Here is a 16,829-nt window from a genome sequence, read left to right as displayed (position 1 = left end):
TAGGGTTGATGTGATCATCACCTGAACTGGAGGACCGACCACCGATGGCTTCTGGCGAACTCGACTTCTCGTCCGGGGTTCCGCTGTACCGGCAGATCAAGGAGATCCTGCGCCGGGAGATCGCGGACGGGGTGGCGGATCCGCAGAAGCCGATGACGGAGGCGCAACTGCTCAGCCGGTTCGAGGTCAGCCGCGCGCCCATCAGGCAAGCCCTCATGGAGCTAACCAGTGACGGGTACGTCTACCGGAAACAGGGCAAAGGGACCTTCCCGGCCAGGGGTCTCCGGGTGCACCGGCCGGCCGATGTCCAGTCCGGACGTTTTTATCAGTTCCTGGTGGAAAGCGGGATGCATCCGTCGTCGAAAGTCTCCACCCCTGACTGGGTGGAACCGCCCGCCGAGGTCGGCCAGCTGCTGGGCACCGACGAACACGAGAGGCTCCTGCATTTCACCCGCTTGATTTCAGTCGAGGGCGCACCGCTGGCCGAGGCGACCGTGTACATCCGCGCGCCGCGCGACTTCAACCCCACGGTGCAGGAACTGGAAGAGAGCGGTTCGGCCTTCGAACTGCTGGAGCAGGGCTACGGCATCACGCTGGGCCGGTCGGAACACGAGGCGTGGGCGACGGCGGCGACCGCCGACAACGCCGCCACCTTGGGCGTCGGGGTGGGAAGCCCGCTGCTGGTCATCGACACGGTTTTCCGCACCGCGGGCGGCCGTCCCATCGGCTGGCGCACGGCCCTGCACCACGCCGAAAACTTCAAGTACCGGTTTACCCAGTAGCTCCGCTACGGCCTGCTCGGGTGTGCCCGGCGGCGGAACGATGCGGTGCGCCGCCGGAGCGGCGCGGTGCAAGCGGAGCGGTGCGGTGCGCCGAGGCGACCGACTCACACCTTGCCCGAAGGCAGCTGCTGTAGCCGCCACGCGATGATCTCGCGCATGAGCTCTGTCGGGAGCGGGGCGTCATGGCGCAACTGGATCAGGTGCTCGGTGGTTCCAAAGTCGGCCAGCTCTGTGGAGAAATGCGCGATCGCGTCTGGGGTTGGATAGAACCCGATGTGGCGCTTTGTTCCGGTGAAGAAGAACAACGGCTCGGTGCCGAGCTTGAACGTCGGCATACGCCAACTGATCGATTCTTCCGCTTCCTCGGGCACAGCCGTCCGGATCAATTCGTACACGGGCAGCAGCCGATCCCGAATATCGCCGTCGTACTGGTCGATGTACTCGATGATCGAACTGGCAGTCATGGCGGTCTCCCTTGTAGCCGACGTCAGGTGGGGCGACGGTCGCAGCTTGAGCGATGCTGCATGCCGATCCTATTACAGCCGCACCAGGCACCTCCTGACGGCCCCAGAACAACCGGCGGTAATGGCGTTGACTTTCACCCGACATCGTGTAAACCTAGTTTACAGGTAATCGGGGTCACATCTTCGGGCCGTCGGCAGCCATCCGGCCACGCTCGTTCCCTTCGCTTACCGACGCCTGCACCGAGTTCGGCGAGGAATCCATCCAGAGGTCGCGGTGCATGATCCTTCCCAGCGCGTGACGCCACGGCGTGACGTACAACGAAAGGTTGTGCCGATGACGGATACAACGACTTCCACCCCCGAAACCGTCAACACGGTCCTTGGCCCCGTTCCTGCTCACGAGTTGGGCGTGGTCGCGGTCCACGAATCGCTGCTCTCCGTCCTGCCGGGCGCGCAGTATGCCCCGGACATTTCCATGGACCGGGCCGAGATCTTTGAGGCCCTGGCAACGAAACTCGCCGACTTCCGCGACAAGGGCGGTAAGACCATCGTGGACAGCACCGGCATGTTCCATGGCCGCGACCTCAAGCTCTACGAGGCACTGTCCCGCTCCACCGGGGTGCACATTGTTGCTTCCACCGGCCTGGGCCCGGAGGAAGAACTCGGCGGCTACTTCCTGACCCCGCAGACCAACCCGCCCACACCGTGGCCGGCCGAAAAGTTCGAGGACCTCTTCGGCAAGGAGGTCATCGAAGGCATGGTGGTCCCCCGCGTTGAACGACGCGCCGCTGCCGGTATCGTCACCACCACGGCCGACCGCTCCGGCATGACCCCCACCGAAGAGTCGCTGTTCCGTGGCTCCGCCCGCGCCGCCAAGAACACCGGCGTGCCGGTTTCCATCCGCTTCGGCGCGGACGTCCTGCACGACCTGGACGTGGTCCTCGACGAGCAGATCGGTGCGGACCGCGTGCTCGTCGGGGATGTGGACCGCAAGGACGCCGCCAAGTTCGCCCTGGAGATTGCGGGCCGCGGAGCTTTCGTCGGCATCGACCACGTGGGCCTGGACGACGACGGGGATTACCTGACTGACCGCGAACGTGCCGACCTGGTGCTTGAACTCGTCAAGGCCGGGCATGCGGACAAGGTCATCCTTTCCGGCAACTCCATCGGCGTCGCCAAGGGACTGCCGGAGTACAACCTGCCGTACAGCCACGTGCTGGCCAGCTTCGTACCTTTCCTCAAGGGCCAGGGCCTGAGCGACGACGACGCGCAGACCATCCTGGTGGACAACCCCCGCCGCCTGCTGACGGTGCGCTGACCGCCCCAGGCGAGCACCGCCGTCGTACATCAACAAAGCTTTTCTAATCACGAGGTGAGGGTCTTGACCAAAGTAAACACCGTGCTGGGAACCATCCCGGCTGCAGAACTGGAAATCGTGGCGGTCCACGAACACATCGGCTACGGCATGCCCGGCTCGGAGCTGGACACCAAGTGGTGGAAGTCGCCGGAGCAGGCGTACGAGGAAACCGTGCCGAAGCTGCGGAAGTTCCGCGAGTACGGCGGCGGCACCTTTGTGGACGCCACCGGCATCTGCAACGGCCGCGACATCGACTACTACCGGTCGCTGTCCCGCAAGACCGGCGTCCACATTGTGGCCTGCACCGGCTTTGTGGGCGGCGACACCGCGCTGCCGCACTTCTCGCGGGCGTCGGTGGACTACCTGACGAAGGTGTTCATCCACGAGATCACCGTGGGCATCGGCGACACCGGCGCCAAGGCCGGGGTGATCAAGGTCGGCGTCAGCCGCGGCGGCAAGATGACCGAACTGGACAAGCGCATCTACCGTGCCGCGGCTCGGGCCGCCGTGGTCACCGGTGTGCCGATCCTGACCCACCTGGCCATCGACCCCGAACCGGCCGTGAACATCTTCAACGAAGAGGGCCTGCCGCTGGACCGGGTGCTCTTCGGCCACGCCGACGACGGCCTGAACGCCCCTATCACCCCGCACGACTGGATTTACGAGCAGGGCGGCCGCATCGGCTTCGACACCTTCGGCTACGACCTCGAACTGCCGGACCCACCGTTCTGGGGCCGCAAGCGTGCCGAGCGGATGGAGCACTTCGTCAACCTGGTGAACAAGGGCTACGCGGACAAGCTGCTGGTCTCGGCCGACGCCAACTGCAGCCCGCTGGGCTGGCCGGGCGTGAAGGGCCACACCATCAACTACATCTTTGAGGACATGCTGCCCGACATGCGCGCCGCCGGCATCGACGACGCCACCATCAAGCTCCTGCTGGAAGACAACCCGGCGGACTTCCTGTCCATCAAGGCCTAAGCACCGACCATTGATCCGCACCCCGCCGCGCCACAGACGACGACGGCGGGGCTCACCATCCATCCCCGAGGTCGCCACTGCGGCGTCCAGTGAAGGAACACAGAATCATGAAGACTTCCGAAATCCAGAACCTGAAGGTTGCCATCGTCGGTGGCGGCTACGCCGGCGCTTCCGCTGCCCTGGCGCTGCTGCAGCTCGGCGCCGATGTGCACGTCTACGAGCAGGCCCCCGAGCTCGGCGAAGTGGGTGCCGGCATCGGCCTGCGCCCGCCGACCGTCGAGGTGCTGCGCAAGTGGGGCGTGTTCGAGGAGTTCGCCAAGGTTTCCGCCCCGTCCGAGGCCATCGAGGTCTACCAGGCCAACGGCGAGCTCATCGCCCGCGACCCGTGGCCGGGCATCAACGAATACGCCCAGACCAACCACTGCCGCATGGTGCACCGCGGCGACGTCATCGAGACCCTGCTGCGGCTGCTGCCGGCCGAGCGCGTGCACATCGGCCACAAGATGATCACCGTCACCGACAACGGCGACTCCGCCACCGTGAAGTTTGAGAACGGCGTGGAGGTCACCGCCGACCTGGTGCTGGGCGCCGATGGCATCCGCTCCAGCGTCCGCAACCAGATCTTCGGCGAAGTGCAGCCGGTGTTCTCCCACACCATCGCCATGCGCGCGGTGATCTCCGCCGACGACGCCTACGGCCTGGTGGAGAACGACAACTTCCGCGTCTACGTGGGCCTGAACGGCACCACCGTGTACTTCCTGCCGCTGCGCCACCGCAACCAGGTGTCCTTCGACATCACCGCCCCGAGCGACGACACCGCCTGGGCGCCGGAGGTCACGCACGAGTACATCGGCCAACTGCTGGAAGGCTTCGACGAGCGGCTGCAGAAGATCGGCCAGGAGCTGGACATCGCCGCGATGACCAACCGTGGCGTCTACGACATCGAGAAGCAGCCGAACTGGCATACCAACAGCGTGGCGCTGGTGGGCGACGCCGCGCACGCCATGCTGCACCACCAGGGCCAGGGCGCCAACTCCGCGATGCAGGACGCTGCCTGGCTGGCCGACGCCATCAAGGACGGCGCCGACCTGCAGGACGCGCTGCGCACCTACCAGGCCAAGCGCAAGCCGATCACCGACGTGCTGCAGGACATCTCCCGCAAGCCGTTCGACATCGGTGATTCCTTCCCGGAGACCACGTCCTTCAAGAAGGGAGCTGGTGTCGAGTGACCATCCACCCCGAGATCGGCAAGCTCCTCGCCACGCTGCCGCCGTTCGACCACAGCGTCCGGCCGGACCCTGCGGGCAAGCGCGCCGGCGACCTGCAGTTCGTCGCTCCGCTCGAGGACCGGCTGCCGCTCCACGCCGTCGAAGACACCGTGGCGGACACCGCGGTGGGCGACGTTCCGGTGCGGATCTACACCCCGGCCGAAGCAGATTCCTACGGCCTGCTGGTCTACTTCCACGGCGGCGCGTTCTTCTCCGGCAGCTTGGAAACGCACGACCACGTGGCGCGCGCGCTGGCGAAGGAGAGCGGTTACAAGGTCATCTCCGTCGGCTTCCAGCTGGCACCCGAGGTGCCCTTCCCCACCAGCCTGCAGGAGTGCTACGCCGTGGTCCGCTGGGCCGCCGAGCAGGGCGACAGCCTGGCCTGGGACGGCACCCGCCTGGCGCTGGCGGGCGACAGCTCGGGGGCCAACTTCGTGGCAGCGGTGACGGCGACGGCGCACGACGACGGCTTCGACCGGATCACGCACCAAGTCCTCTACTACCCGTCCGTGGACCTGGACTTCGACGAGGACCGCTACGCCTCGCTTCGCGAGAACGCCACCGGCTACGGCCTGGAAACCCCGGCCCTGAAGCCGTGGAACTCCTTCTACGTCGAGAGCGGTGCGGATCCGGCCGATCCGCTGGTCTCGCCGATCAAGCGCGAGGACCTCTCCGGCCTGCCCAAAGCCCTGGTCATCACCGCCGAGTACGACCCGTTGCGCGACGAGGGCGAACTCTACGGCCAGCGATTGAAGGACGCCGGCGTGGACACCACGGTGAGCCGCTACACCGGGGCGAACCACGGTTTCGTCCAGAACTTCTTCTGGATTCCGGAGTTCTACCGGGCCTTCCAGGAGACAGCGGAGTTCCTGAACCAGGGCTAAGCCACCTCAGGACCCTCCGGCCTCACGAAACGGCGGCACGAGTCTCTTGACCGTGCCGCCGTTCTGTGTCCGGAGATTTCATCTACCCATGCCCGTTCCCGGGCCTTCACCAGAAACCATTGCTATGACAACAATCAACATCAGGGACTTCATCAGCGAGTCCGGTTTCAGCCGCTTCCACGCCGGAATGTTGTTCTGGGCCTGCTTCATCATCACTTTCGACATGTACGACCTCGTGGTCTACGGGTCGGTCCTGCCGGTCCTCATGCAGGAATGGTCCATGGGTCCCGTGGAGGCCGGCGCCATCGGCAGCTATGGGCTCGTCGGCATGATGGTGGGCGCCATCCTGTTCGGAATCCTGGCCGACAAGTTCGGCCGGAAGCGGATGCTGACCATCAGCATCATCCTCTTCAGCGTCGCGACGGCCCTTTGTGCCGTTGCCCCCGGACCGGCCGTCTTCTCGGTTCTCCGCGCCTTGGGCGGTCTGGGCATCGGCGGCATCCTGCCCAGCGTCATTGCCATGCTGACCGACTACGCGCCGAAGAACCGGGCCAACACCTTGGTGGCCGTGGTGATGTGCTTCTTCTCGGTCGGCGGTATCCTGGCCGCTTTTGTCGCCATGGTCCTGCTGCCCGCGTTCGGCTGGCAGAGCGTCTATGTGGTGGCCGTGGTGCCGCTGCTGTTCCTGCCGGTCATGGTCAAGTACTTCGTGGACTCCCCGGAGTCGCTGCTGGAGCAGAAGCGGTTCGACGCCCTGCGGTCCGTGCTGGCCAAGGTCAACGGCCAGGCGCAGATCCCCGCGGACGCCCGGTTCACCGCGGTCCAGGGCAAGGAAGAGGGCAGCCCAGTGGGCGCACTCTTCAAGAACCGCCGCGCGCTGGGCACGCTGATGATCTGGGTGGCCTTCTTCATGTGCCTGCTGATGATCAATGGCCTGACCATCTGGCTGCCCAAGCTGATGGTGGAAGTTGGATACCCGCTTGGCTCCAGCCTGACCTTCATGATCGTGCTCAATGTGGGCGCCATTGTCGGCACGCTGGTGTTGGGCAAGCTGTCCGACAAGTGGGGCGTGAAGCGGGTGCTGGTTCCCATGTTCGTGGTATCTGCCGTCTCGCTGACGCTGCTGGGCTTCGGCACCAACATGGCGATTCTGCTGGTGCTGGTGGCCATCACCGGCGCAACCACCATGGGAGCGCAGAACATTTCCTACGCTTTCGTGTCCCAGTACTACCCGTCGTTCATGCGCTCCACGGCCATCGGCCTGGCGTCGGGCGTCGGCCGGATGGGCGCCATCGTCGGTCCGACGTTCGGCGGCATCCTGCTCACGCTCAGCCTCCCGGTTCAGATGAACTTCCTGTTCTTCGCCATCCCGGGCGTCGTTGCGGCGCTGGCGTTCCTGTTCGTCCCGCTGACCGCCAAGAAGCGCCGGGATGGAATCAGCAGCGAAGCTGCACCGGAGGAAGCTCAGGCCTCCGCTTCCTGATCAGACTGAGCACGACGGCGGTGCCGCCTTTCGGGCCCCGCTCACCACGGCGGCGCGCACCCCACGAAGGGTGCGCGCCGCCGTCGTGAACGCCCGTCGTATGCGCGCCGTCGTGGGTGCCGCCGTCGCCCTCCTCATCGCCGCCCTCAACCGAAACGACTCCGCGGATATGGCCCCTCTTCGAAGTGAAAAGGGGCCACATCCGCGGAGTCGTTTAGGGTCGCGGGCTGTTGTAGCGGGAGGTGTGGGAACGCCTCGGATCGCCACGCGGGCCTAACGGCCCCGGTTGTCGACCAAGCGCAGCGCGTGGAGACACGATCACCGGTGGTCGACCAAGGCCGCTTGCGGCCGCGTGGAGACACGATCACCGTGCGCCTCGGATCTCCACGCGGGCCTAGCGGCCCTTGGTCGATCAACGGAGGGTCACTGCTGCGCTTCAAACTCCTGGCGGTAGCCGTGCAGCGTGATGAAGAACGGGGAGGGCTCCAGCGCCGGGTTCCCGGTGTAGCCGATGGCTTCGGCAACCGGCTCGAACGGGGAGTACGCGGAGTCCGTGGCCTGCAGCCCGTCCTGCAAGCACTGCCGGGCGGCGCCGGCGATGCGGCCTTCGAGATCAATGCTGAACTGCAGGGCCTCCCTGGCGCCCTCGGCATCGAGGCCAATCTCGTAGGGAACCCCGTTCGCGTCGCGGTACGGGTGGCCCAGGAACAGGCGGTTGGGCCGGACCTCGTCGCGCAGGTATTCCAGACTCTTGCGGTACGCGGCCGGCTCCTCGTAGCCGGGGAAGCCGTTGGCGGCACCGTGGGCCTGGACCGCGTCGCCGACGAAGACGTCGTTCTGCCCGTCGATCACGTAGGCCACGGAGCCGGCGGTATGGCCGGGAATGTGGTGCACGGAAACGGTCACGCCGCCGCCGAGGTCCAACTTCTCGCCGCCCTGCACCAGCAGCGTGGGCTCCATCTCGCCGGAGATCACCTTGTTGGCGGCCTGCGTCTGCTCCTCGATGGCGTTCGGGTTGTCCAAGTACTGCTGGCGTACCTGGACGTAGTTGTCCACGTGCGCGCGGCGGGAGCGCAGCAGCGGCGCGTCGCCCTGGTGGATCACCACCTGCGCCTTGCGTCCGGTGAGCTCCCACAGCGCGTGCGCACCGCCGAGGTGGTCGATGTGGCCGTGCGTCAGCAGGATCCAGCGCACGTCCTCGATCCGGCGGCCCAGCTTCTCCAGCTCGGGGATCATGCCCTCCACCGGCGAAGTGGTGATTCCGGTGTCCACAATGGCCCGCTCCGGGGCATCGATGAAGAAGCTGTAGAGGCCGAACCGGCCCCACGGCGACACCAGCGGATGGACTTTCACGTCGTGCGTCATGCTGCTCTCCTCAACTCCGGAACCGGCTGGATAGCCCTCAACCATTGTGGGCCCGAGCCGCTGCGGCCTTGCCCACATGAACTTTATTATAATAATATGTCTGGAGCGAATGCCCGCCTGTAACGGCTCGGGGCACTCGGCCGCTGACAAGGAGTTGCACACATGACTGATTTCACGACGTGGAATGCCGGTGGGGAAAAGATCGCCATCCGCAAGGACCTCCGGGTGCCGATGCGCGACGGCGTGGAGCTCGCCGCGGACGCGTACCAGGGCATGGATGAGAAGCCGCGCCCGGCACTGGTGGCCCTGAGCCCCTACGGCAAGGAGCTGCAGGCGCTGGCGCTGACCACTCCGCCGCAGCGCCGCCCCAGCCCGATGTGGGACGGCTGCATCGAGGCCGGCGACATCGCCCGGATCGTCAAGGAAGACTACGTCCACGTCATCGGCGACCTGCGCGGTTCCGGCGCCTCCGGCGGCGAGCACATCGGCAACTACAACGCCGGCGGCGTCTCGCTGGGCCAGGACGCCTACGACTTCATCGAGTGGGTCGCCGAGCAGCCCTGGTGCGACGGCAACGTCGGCATGGTGGGCATCTCCTACTTCGGCTCCATGCAGGTGCTGGCCGCCGCCGAGCGTCCGCCGCACCTGAAGGCCATCTTCGTCTCCGGCGGCCACTACGACTTCTACGAGACCACCTACCACGGCGGCGTCATGTGGTTCATGCCGCGCGCCGCCCGCGAAGGCCGCGGCGGCGACTCCGGCTGGGCGTTCACCGACGGCGTCAAGTCCCGGATGATCGAGAAGTACTCCCCCGAAGAGCTGAAGAAGCTCGTCGCCAAGCGCCTGCAGGACCCGGACGTGGCCGCCTGGCCCAACCTGGTGCACGTGCTGAACTACCCGAAGAACCACGAAGCCTGGTTCGACATCGTGATGAACGAACTCGACGGCGAGTGGTACGAGGAGCGCAACCCGATCACGCTGGCCCCGAACATCGACATCCCGGTCTGGCTGCAGCTGGACCAGGGCCGCGGCTGGACGCTGGACGGCACCATCGAGTTGTACAACGCGCTGAAGGGCCCCAAGAAGCTGGACATCGGCCCCTACCCGCCCATGCAGTCGCGCCCCTTCATCGAAGAACACGACAAGATGTTCCGCTGGTACGACTACTGGATCAAGGGCATCGACAACGGCGTGATGGACGAGCCCGCCGTCAGCGTCTTTGTCGAGGGCTCCCGCGAGGTGGTGACCGCCGAGGCGTGGCCGCCGAAGGAGATCGAGTACAAGCCGCTGTACCTGCGCCCGCGGCACAAGCTCTCCGCCGAGCGGGAGCTGATGGGCGCCGAGTACGCCGCGCCGGACGGTTTCTACCAGGCCCCGCTGACGGTGACGGACAAGGTCCAGATCATCAACTGGAGCACCGAGACCTTCGAAGAGGCCACCGAGATGGTCGGCACCGGTGCGGCGCACATCTTCGCCGAGATCGACCAGCCGGACACCAACTTCATCCTGCGCCTCTGGGATGCCGCGCCCAACGGCAAGCGCCAGTTGATCACCACCGGCTACCTCAAGGCCTCGCACCGCGAGCTCGACGAGCGCACCACCGAGGGCAACCCGTACCACCCGCACACCCGCTCCGTCCCGGTGGAACCGGGCCAGATCGAGGAGTACGTGGTGCGGCTCTACCCGTTCGCCAACACGTTCATGCCGGGCCACAAGCTGACCGTTGAACTGTCCAACGCCGAACCGCTGGCCGACGAGCACAACGCGCTGCTGCCGCCGGACGCCTTCCACCTGCCGGTGGGCCGCCCCGTCACGCACAAGATCTACCGCGACGCCGAGCACCCGTCCCGGCTGGTGCTGCCCTTCACCACGCGCTAACCCCACAGGGACAACGACGGCGGCGCTCGCCTTGGCGGGCATCGCCGTCGTCCGTTTCTGCGCCCCGAGGCGAGCACCGCCGTCCGCTTTTCGGGTATGGAAGTGGGCCCCGCCGTCGGCCGTTTCTGCGCAGGCGAGCACCGCCGTCGTCGTTGTCTGAACCCGGGGCAGGAAGGGGCTAGCTGGGCAGCTTGTAGCGGGCCTGCAGCGGCTCGGCCGCCTCGAGCAGGATTTCCCGCAGCCAGGTCTTGAAGGCGCCGTCGGCCAGCCACGGGTTCCACACCATGTCGATGCCCAGCGGCTCCACCGGGAACGGGAACTCCTCCACCCGCAGGTCGAACCGGCCCTCGAACTCCAGCCCCACCTGGTAGCGGTGGACCGCCACGCCCCTGCCGGACTGGGCAATCAGGTGCGGCACGAACAGGTGGTCGGACACCCGCTGGCGCACCCGGTACGGAATGCTCTTCTCGTCCAGGATTTCGTACGGGCGCAGCCGCTCCGAGGGCGAGTCCGGAAACACGTGGGGTACCTGCTCCAGTAGCTGCAGGGCGTCGGCGTCCCGGGGCTCGTTCCATGACGCCACCACCACCCACCGGTCGTCGTACAGCCGTTCGCGGGGATGCGGCGAGGGGAACGCCTCCGGCAACAGCACCACGTCGGCGGCGTCCTCCACGAACGGCGCGCTGGTCGCCACGCTGGTGGTGCGGAGCTGCAGCACGGTGTTCGGCGCGCGCTCCGCCAAGAGCCGGCTGAGCTCACTGCCGATCACGAAGGCGGTGCTGTTGGTCATCGCCACGGTGATCTGCCGGGTGTCCACGGCGGGATCGAAGGACGAGGCGCTGACAATGCGCGCCGTCTGGTGCAGGGCCTGCCGCAGCGGAGCGATCAGTTCCGCGGCACGCGGCGTGAGCACCATCCCCCGTCCCTGCCGCACCAGCAGCTCGTCATTCAGCAGTCGCCGAGTCCGGTTCAGCCCGTGGCTCATCGCCGGCTGGGACAGCCCCACCTTGCCGGCAGCCTTGGTCACGGACCGCTCCTCCAGCAGCGCCAGCAGTGGCACCAGCAGGTTGAGGTCGATGGAGGCCAGCCGCGCCAGATCTGCGTCGATCGCGGTCTCGGGCCGGACATCGGCCAGCGGATCGAGTGACGACATGGCAAACCTCCATCGGCGTGAGCCCGGGCACCTCCGGCGCTGTTCGCCCTAGCCTAGCAATCTATTCACCACATGCACATCACCGATAAAAACTATTCATTTGCCGAACATCAGTGGCGCTGCCAAGCTTTCAATAACCCGGTTTGTGAAGCAAGCCACACACGGATTCGAGTGGAGGACACAATGGAAATCATCCTGGACCGGCCGCGCTGCGAAGGGCACGGCCTGTGCGAGGAAGTCGCACCGCAGCTGATGCATCTGGACGATGAAGGCGAACTGGTGCTGGACGTGGTGCACGTCAGCGAGGACCAGCTCGACGAAGCCAAGCAGGCCGCCCGGGTGTGCCCGGTCGCCGCTCTCCGCCTGGCCTGACCGTGCGGATGGAACGCATCATCGTCGTCGGCAATGGCATTGCCGGGCTGACGGCCAGCGATTCGCTGCGCGCCGCGGGGTTCGACGGCGAACTGACCGTCGTCGGCGACGAGCTTCACGCGCCCTACAGCCGGCCGGCGCTCTCCAAGGCGGCATTGCTGGACGCAGAGGAGATGACCTCCCACCAGCTGCCCGCTTCGACGCACGGGGCCCGCGAACTCCTGGGCGTCCGGGCCCTGCAGCTGGATCCGGACCTCAAGTCGGTAGTGCTCGACGACGGCAGCATCCTTCCGTACGACGGCCTGGTAATTGCCACCGGTTCACGGGCACGCCGCCTGGCCAACACCGACCCGGCGGCCAGCCGGCATGAACTGACGCTGCGCACGCTGGAGGACGCACTGGAACTACGGCGCCGGCTCGCCAGCAGGCCCTCGGTGGTGGTGGTCGGCGGTGGCGCCCTCGGCATGGAAATCGCCTCCGGCTGCCTGGCCGCCGGCTGCGACGTCACTCTCGTCTCGCACCTGAAGCCGATGACCCAGCAGCTGGGCCCGCATCTTTCCGAGGTCTTCCTCGCCGCGGGCCTGAGCCGCGGCCTCAAGCTCGCCCCGTCCAAGGCCGTAGGCCTGCGCGAAGCGGATGACCACCCGTTGGTGGAGCTGGCCGACGGCTCCACGCTTGCAGCCGACCTGGTGGTCAGCGCCATCGGCGACATCCCTAACACCGGGTGGCTGGCGGACAGCGGGCTCCTCACCGGCGGCCGGCTGGAGGTGGACAGCCGGGGCCGTGTGCGTCCGAACATCGTTGCCGCCGGCGACGTGGCGGCCTTCCCGACCGGCCGCGGCGTCGCCCGGATCCCGCTCTGGACCAGCGCGATCGAGCAAAGCAAGGCCGCCGCCCTGGCGCTGCTGCACGGTGACGACGCCCCGGAACTCAACTTCAGCCCCTACTTCTGGACCGAGCAGTTCGGGCTCAACCTCAAAGCCATCGGCCTTCTGCCCCTCGACGCCGCACCCGAGTTCCTCGAAGGCGGCGCGGACGGCGGCCCCGCGCTGATGCGCTGGACGCATGAGGACGGCCGCGGCACCGCCGTCGCACTCAATTACCGCATCCCCATCCCAAAGCTGCGCCGCCTGGCCAATCCCGCCCCGGCGCAGGTCCCGTCGCCGGCCTGAGGGCGCGCTGGCGGACACAACCCAACCATCGCCGACATGTCTCGATGTTTTAGCGCCGATAATCTATTACGTAGATGAAACTCTGTGATGTTCGCATTGGATGCGACTTGACTTATCCCGTGTTCCACCAGTTGCGTGCCGACTTTTAGGCGCACTAGGGAACGGGGCCGGTGTGCGTGGAATCCTTCTGCAGGAGCTGCCAGCGCGAAAGTGGAAACTGACCCGCTGTTTGACGAGGGTACGGCTGATCCCAAGTCCGATACCTTAAAGTGCAGGCAACGCAACTTCTAGTACATGAAGGTCCGTATTTCAAACATTGCACGCCGCCAGTTTCACCAGCACTTCGCCTGCAAGCAGACACGGGCCCCTGAATGCGCTCGACAGATAACCAACCCGCGAGTCCCCGTGCCAGTTCGCCGCTATCATTGCTTCGGGCGCCAGAACGGTCATTAGTCTTAGATCCTCTCGATACCTTTCATAATCGGCACGGGATTCGCACCTTGTATGTGACTCTTCAGCTCACATATTTGGTCTTGGGAACTCACAAAAGTGACGAGTTCACTCATCAGAACGTCGGAAACCCGCTGGAACTCGTCAGGGCTCACTCCACTCAGCATCGGCGCATCAGTCCAGGGCCCCATCTGTCCGAATTGAAAAGGCAGGTCAAAACAATGACCACTCAGGAACCCGTCAAGGCTGCTTTGCTTTTCAAAAACACGCAAATAGGTGGGTATCCCTTGTAAAGCGTACGCATCGGCAAGGTCTCTTGAAGGGCCGCCGAAGTGGTATTCAGAGGTGACAGCAACGAGATCTTCGTATGGATTCTCCATATTTGCGACCACACCGTCAGTATCGCCTATTGTGGGTCTGCTCGCTAAAGAAACCCGAAGCGCTGCGACCGCTTCGGCGTCAATCTGACGCAGTTGAGGTGAGTCGAAGAAGAACGTAGAGGTCTCGGTGCCTGTGGTTCGAATGTAAACCGCTTCAACATGAGAAACCCGTGCACTCTCTGTGGCGCTACAGAAGAGGTCGGCAGTGCCTTCGTTCGTCGTCGGAAGATAGGGAGTGGGAACAGCCCCGAGTTCCAACGGGCGACGCAGTACGACACGTTTCGCAGCCTCGAGCAACTCAGTGCGGTCAACGCTCCGCAATGAGCTGGTGCCCAGCTCTCGCCGAACTTCGTCGCTGAGCTGGTCTTGGTATGCGGGAGCCCATGGTCGATTGCTCGCATGACTCAGGTGCGCCACGCGGGCGAGCATTCCGCGAGCAGAATCAGAGGTGCTCAGGAGATGCGCGTACCAGCTTCCTGCAGATTGGCCTGCAACAGTGACCCTCTTGGGGTCACCACCGAAACGCGCAATGTTCTTGTGGACCCATTGCAGTGCAGCGAGAACGTCTGAAAAGGCGGGGTTTCGGTCATCGTTGCTGTAGTCATCCCTGAGATGCGCAAACGGTCCGAGCCGGTAGTTGAAGGTGACGACAACGACCCCGCGCGCACTCATCGATGCACCGTCGTACCAGGGTGCGGATCCGCCCCCTGTCATCCAAGCACCTCCATGGATGAAAAATAATACCGGACACCCTAAACTTTGGATCGGAGTCCAAACGTTCAGAAAGAACGCCGACTCCGACTGCGGGTTTCGGTCAAGGCCGCTCCCCATCGACGATGCAAGTCGGCTCGGCAGCTGGGGAAAGACCGGAACTTCTGAGAGTGCGCTCACGGCAATCTGACGATCACCTTCGATCAGCGAAGAAGCACTGAATCGTTCTCCTAAATGCAACGCAGCGTACTGAATGCCGTAGTAACACTCAACCCCGCCATCGGCGTACCCGGTAAGTCCAGACCGCGCAACTATTTTCATCATACGAGAGGAATCTGCTTAGGCCTCGGGCAGTGTGCCGGGAGGGCCCAACAGTCGGATTCCACAATCTGCAGCTGCTTGCCCAAGACGCTTTTCGGTGTCACGATCCATGCTCCATCCGCGCTGCGGTCCCGGGTAACCCGCAGGGGTGCCCACGGCACGGAAAAAGCGGTCAAAACCTCCTGGAGACAGGATCACGAGCCACTTCGCCTCGCTGTTCGGCGACACCTGGAATGTGTGCGGCACGTCCTTCGGCAACAGGACGCAATCGCCTACACCCGCGTTCGCAACCGTATCTTCTGACCAAAACTTGATCTCCCCCTGGAGAATGAAGAAGATCTCATCCTCACTGTCGTGTTCGTGCAGGGGTGGTTGGGAGCTCGCAGCCGCATGGTGGACGGCCATCACGAGGCGGCCCTCGGTGTCGTCGCTGTCGACAATAAGTTGTACGTTATCGCCCAGAAACCAGAGTGATTCTCGTTCAGATTCTCGCACCACTTTGATTCGGTTTGTCGTGGGTGCAGATGCTTCGATGGACATGATTTCCCTTCAATTTCTGCGTCAGGTGTGAATTTCATGATTTTAGGAAGCTGTTGCGGTCGCCAGTCCACGCACCGGCAATTGCAGGAGCGAGGTCCGGATCCGCTGGAATACTTCGGCCGCACGATCGTCGTCGAGTATGCAGCCATGAACGAGTCGAAGGTGCCCTGCGCCGTGCGGTCCGTATGCGGTTCCGTCGTTAACCAAGACTTTTGCGGTGCGAAGCAGGTGGTCAACGACCTCTGCTGAAGTGCCCAAATCGGAGACGTCGATCCAGCTCAAAATCCCGCTTTCTGAACGTTGCATCCGTACTCCGGGAACGGTCGAAAGCGTATCGAATAGCAAGTTCCGTCGGTACTCGAGCTTTCGGTAGTAAGAGGTCAACACTTCTTCGTCCTCAAGCGCGGCGAGAGCAAGCCGTTGCGCGAGGCTCGATGTCGCGCCACAGACGGTGGTGACGTTGCCGTAGAACACATCCATGATCTCTGCGCAGGCATGGATGTAGGCGACGCGGAATCCACTGAGCCCGTACCCCTTTGAGAATGAGAACACCGTCACGGTCCGATCTGCCATTCCCGGCAGCGCTGCGGGCGATACGAACTCAATGCCGTCGAAGATATGGTCTTCAAAGGCCTGGTCACACAACAGCAGGAGATCGTGTTTCACCACAAATCGTGCCAGCTCCTGCAGCACGGACTTGCGAAAGACTGTACCGGTCGGATTATTCGGATGAGCGATGAAAACCATCTTGGTCATCGGTGTCACCGCGCGCTCAAGCTCATCGAAATCGAGCTGATAACCGCTCTCGGCCGTCATCTTGAGGGGAACAGGGACAGCACCTAAAATCTCGCAGTTCGAGAAGGCCGCCGGAAAGCCGGGTTCAGGAACCAGCACTTCGTCACCCGGATTGAGCAGCGCCATCATGCACATCAACAGGCCAGAGTCAGCCCCTGGAGTGACCACGATATTGCGGGAAGGATCTGCGATAATGCCGTTCTGCGACTCCAGTTTGCGCGCGAGCGCTTGCCGGAGTTCCAGTGACCCCACGGGAACTGTGTAGTGCTCGGGTGCTCCCCCCTCAATTTCCGCGTGAAGAGCCTTCCGGAAGTTCTTTGGGAGGCTCCGATCCGGAGCGAATGGGTCTGCCCACGCCAGGATGTCAATGCCGTCCCGTCGCAGACGGTCGGCAGTTTCCCCGATATCTGACTTCCTGTGAGGCGCAAAAAGTCCACCGGTAAACCTACTCAGACGAGTATTGAGCATATCCGGCC

15 protein-coding genes are annotated in these 16,829 nt (G+C 64.5%); 9 read left to right on the top strand and 6 right to left on the bottom strand.

Annotated elements, in window-relative coordinates:
- Window positions 1–44: 44 nt before the first annotated feature.
- Window positions 45–782 (top strand): GntR family transcriptional regulator, encoded by a 738-nt coding sequence (locus AB0N75_RS03970; RefSeq protein ID WP_364645427.1) that lies wholly within the window; start codon window positions 45–47, stop codon window positions 780–782.
- Between the two features lie 104 nt (window positions 783–886).
- Here the strand turns inward: AB0N75_RS03970 and AB0N75_RS03965 are convergent, their stop codons facing one another.
- Complete coding sequence (locus tag AB0N75_RS03965; RefSeq protein WP_364645424.1) at window positions 887–1,246, bottom strand: DUF1801 domain-containing protein; 360 nt, start codon at window positions 1,244–1,246, stop codon at window positions 887–889.
- A 334-nt stretch (window positions 1,247–1,580) separates the two neighbouring features.
- Between AB0N75_RS03965 and AB0N75_RS03960 the strand changes: the two genes are divergently transcribed.
- The 5 genes from AB0N75_RS03960 to AB0N75_RS03940 all read left to right on the top strand — a co-directional run bounded on the left by AB0N75_RS03960 (window position 1,581) and on the right by AB0N75_RS03940 (window position 7,216).
- Complete coding sequence (locus tag AB0N75_RS03960) at window positions 1,581–2,564, top strand: phosphotriesterase (protein ID WP_364645421.1); 984 nt, start codon at window positions 1,581–1,583, stop codon at window positions 2,562–2,564.
- Window positions 2,565–2,618: 54 nt separating this feature from the next.
- Window positions 2,619–3,581, top strand: a complete 963-nt coding sequence (locus AB0N75_RS03955) for a phosphotriesterase (protein WP_364645418.1) — start codon at window positions 2,619–2,621, stop codon at window positions 3,579–3,581.
- A 107-nt stretch (window positions 3,582–3,688) separates the two neighbouring features.
- Window positions 3,689–4,810: an NAD(P)/FAD-dependent oxidoreductase gene (locus AB0N75_RS03950; protein WP_364645415.1), complete on the top strand. Its 1,122-nt coding sequence runs from the start codon at window positions 3,689–3,691 to the stop codon at window positions 4,808–4,810.
- Window positions 4,807–5,733: an alpha/beta hydrolase gene (locus AB0N75_RS03945; protein WP_364645412.1), complete on the top strand. Its 927-nt coding sequence runs from the start codon at window positions 4,807–4,809 to the stop codon at window positions 5,731–5,733. The genes AB0N75_RS03950 and AB0N75_RS03945 overlap by 4 nt, the downstream gene beginning before the upstream one ends.
- 124 nt (window positions 5,734–5,857) lie before the next feature.
- Window positions 5,858–7,216, top strand: coding sequence for an aromatic acid/H+ symport family MFS transporter (locus AB0N75_RS03940; RefSeq protein WP_364645409.1), 1,359 nt, complete (start codon window positions 5,858–5,860; stop codon window positions 7,214–7,216).
- Between the two features lie 423 nt (window positions 7,217–7,639).
- On the opposite strand, the gene AB0N75_RS03935 is transcribed toward AB0N75_RS03940, so the two are convergent.
- Window positions 7,640–8,581, bottom strand: a complete 942-nt coding sequence (locus tag AB0N75_RS03935) for an MBL fold metallo-hydrolase (RefSeq protein ID WP_364645406.1) — start codon at window positions 8,579–8,581, stop codon at window positions 7,640–7,642.
- A gap of 162 nt (window positions 8,582–8,743) precedes the next feature.
- Between AB0N75_RS03935 and AB0N75_RS03930 the strand changes: the two genes are divergently transcribed.
- A complete protein-coding gene (locus tag AB0N75_RS03930; protein WP_364645403.1) occupies window positions 8,744–10,459 on the top strand; it encodes a CocE/NonD family hydrolase in 1,716 nt (571 codons plus the stop codon).
- Window positions 10,460–10,637: 178 nt separating this feature from the next.
- On the opposite strand, the gene AB0N75_RS03925 is transcribed toward AB0N75_RS03930, so the two are convergent.
- Window positions 10,638–11,612, bottom strand: a complete 975-nt coding sequence (locus tag AB0N75_RS03925) for a LysR family transcriptional regulator (protein ID WP_364645400.1) — start codon at window positions 11,610–11,612, stop codon at window positions 10,638–10,640.
- 183 nt (window positions 11,613–11,795) lie between these two features.
- Here AB0N75_RS03925 and AB0N75_RS03920 point away from each other — a divergent pair, with 183 nt between their 5' ends.
- Window positions 11,796–11,984 carry a ferredoxin gene (locus AB0N75_RS03920; protein WP_364645397.1) on the top strand — a complete coding sequence of 63 codons (189 nt, stop codon included), beginning with the start codon at window positions 11,796–11,798 and terminating at the stop codon, window positions 11,982–11,984.
- 8 nt (window positions 11,985–11,992) lie between these two features.
- On the top strand, window positions 11,993–13,156 hold the full coding sequence (locus AB0N75_RS03915; RefSeq protein ID WP_364645393.1) for an FAD-dependent oxidoreductase: 1,164 nt from the start codon (window positions 11,993–11,995) through the stop codon (window positions 13,154–13,156).
- Window positions 13,157–13,611: 455 nt separating this feature from the next.
- On the opposite strand, the gene AB0N75_RS03910 is transcribed toward AB0N75_RS03915, so the two are convergent.
- Genes AB0N75_RS03910 through AB0N75_RS03900 form a run of 3 tightly spaced genes read right to left on the bottom strand, consistent with a single transcriptional unit; the run spans window position 13,612 to window position 16,821 of the window.
- Window positions 13,612–15,021, bottom strand: coding sequence for a carboxylesterase family protein (locus tag AB0N75_RS03910; RefSeq protein ID WP_364645390.1), 1,410 nt, complete (start codon window positions 15,019–15,021; stop codon window positions 13,612–13,614).
- 15 nt (window positions 15,022–15,036) lie between these two features.
- The gene (locus AB0N75_RS03905; protein WP_364645387.1) at window positions 15,037–15,558 is read right to left on the bottom strand and encodes a cupin domain-containing protein; all 522 of its coding nucleotides are present in this window, start codon (window positions 15,556–15,558) and stop codon (window positions 15,037–15,039) included.
- A gap of 42 nt (window positions 15,559–15,600) precedes the next feature.
- Window positions 15,601–16,821 carry a pyridoxal phosphate-dependent aminotransferase gene (locus AB0N75_RS03900; protein ID WP_364645384.1) on the bottom strand — a complete coding sequence of 407 codons (1,221 nt, stop codon included), beginning with the start codon at window positions 16,819–16,821 and terminating at the stop codon, window positions 15,601–15,603.
- Between the last annotated feature and the right edge of the window lie 8 nt (window positions 16,822–16,829).

The organism is Arthrobacter sp. NPDC089319, from assembly GCF_040684925.1.
Classification (GTDB): domain Bacteria; phylum Actinomycetota; class Actinomycetes; order Actinomycetales; family Micrococcaceae; genus Crystallibacter.
Note: the sequence above shows the minus strand (reverse complement) of the source record. Positions and strands in the feature narration are given on the sequence as shown.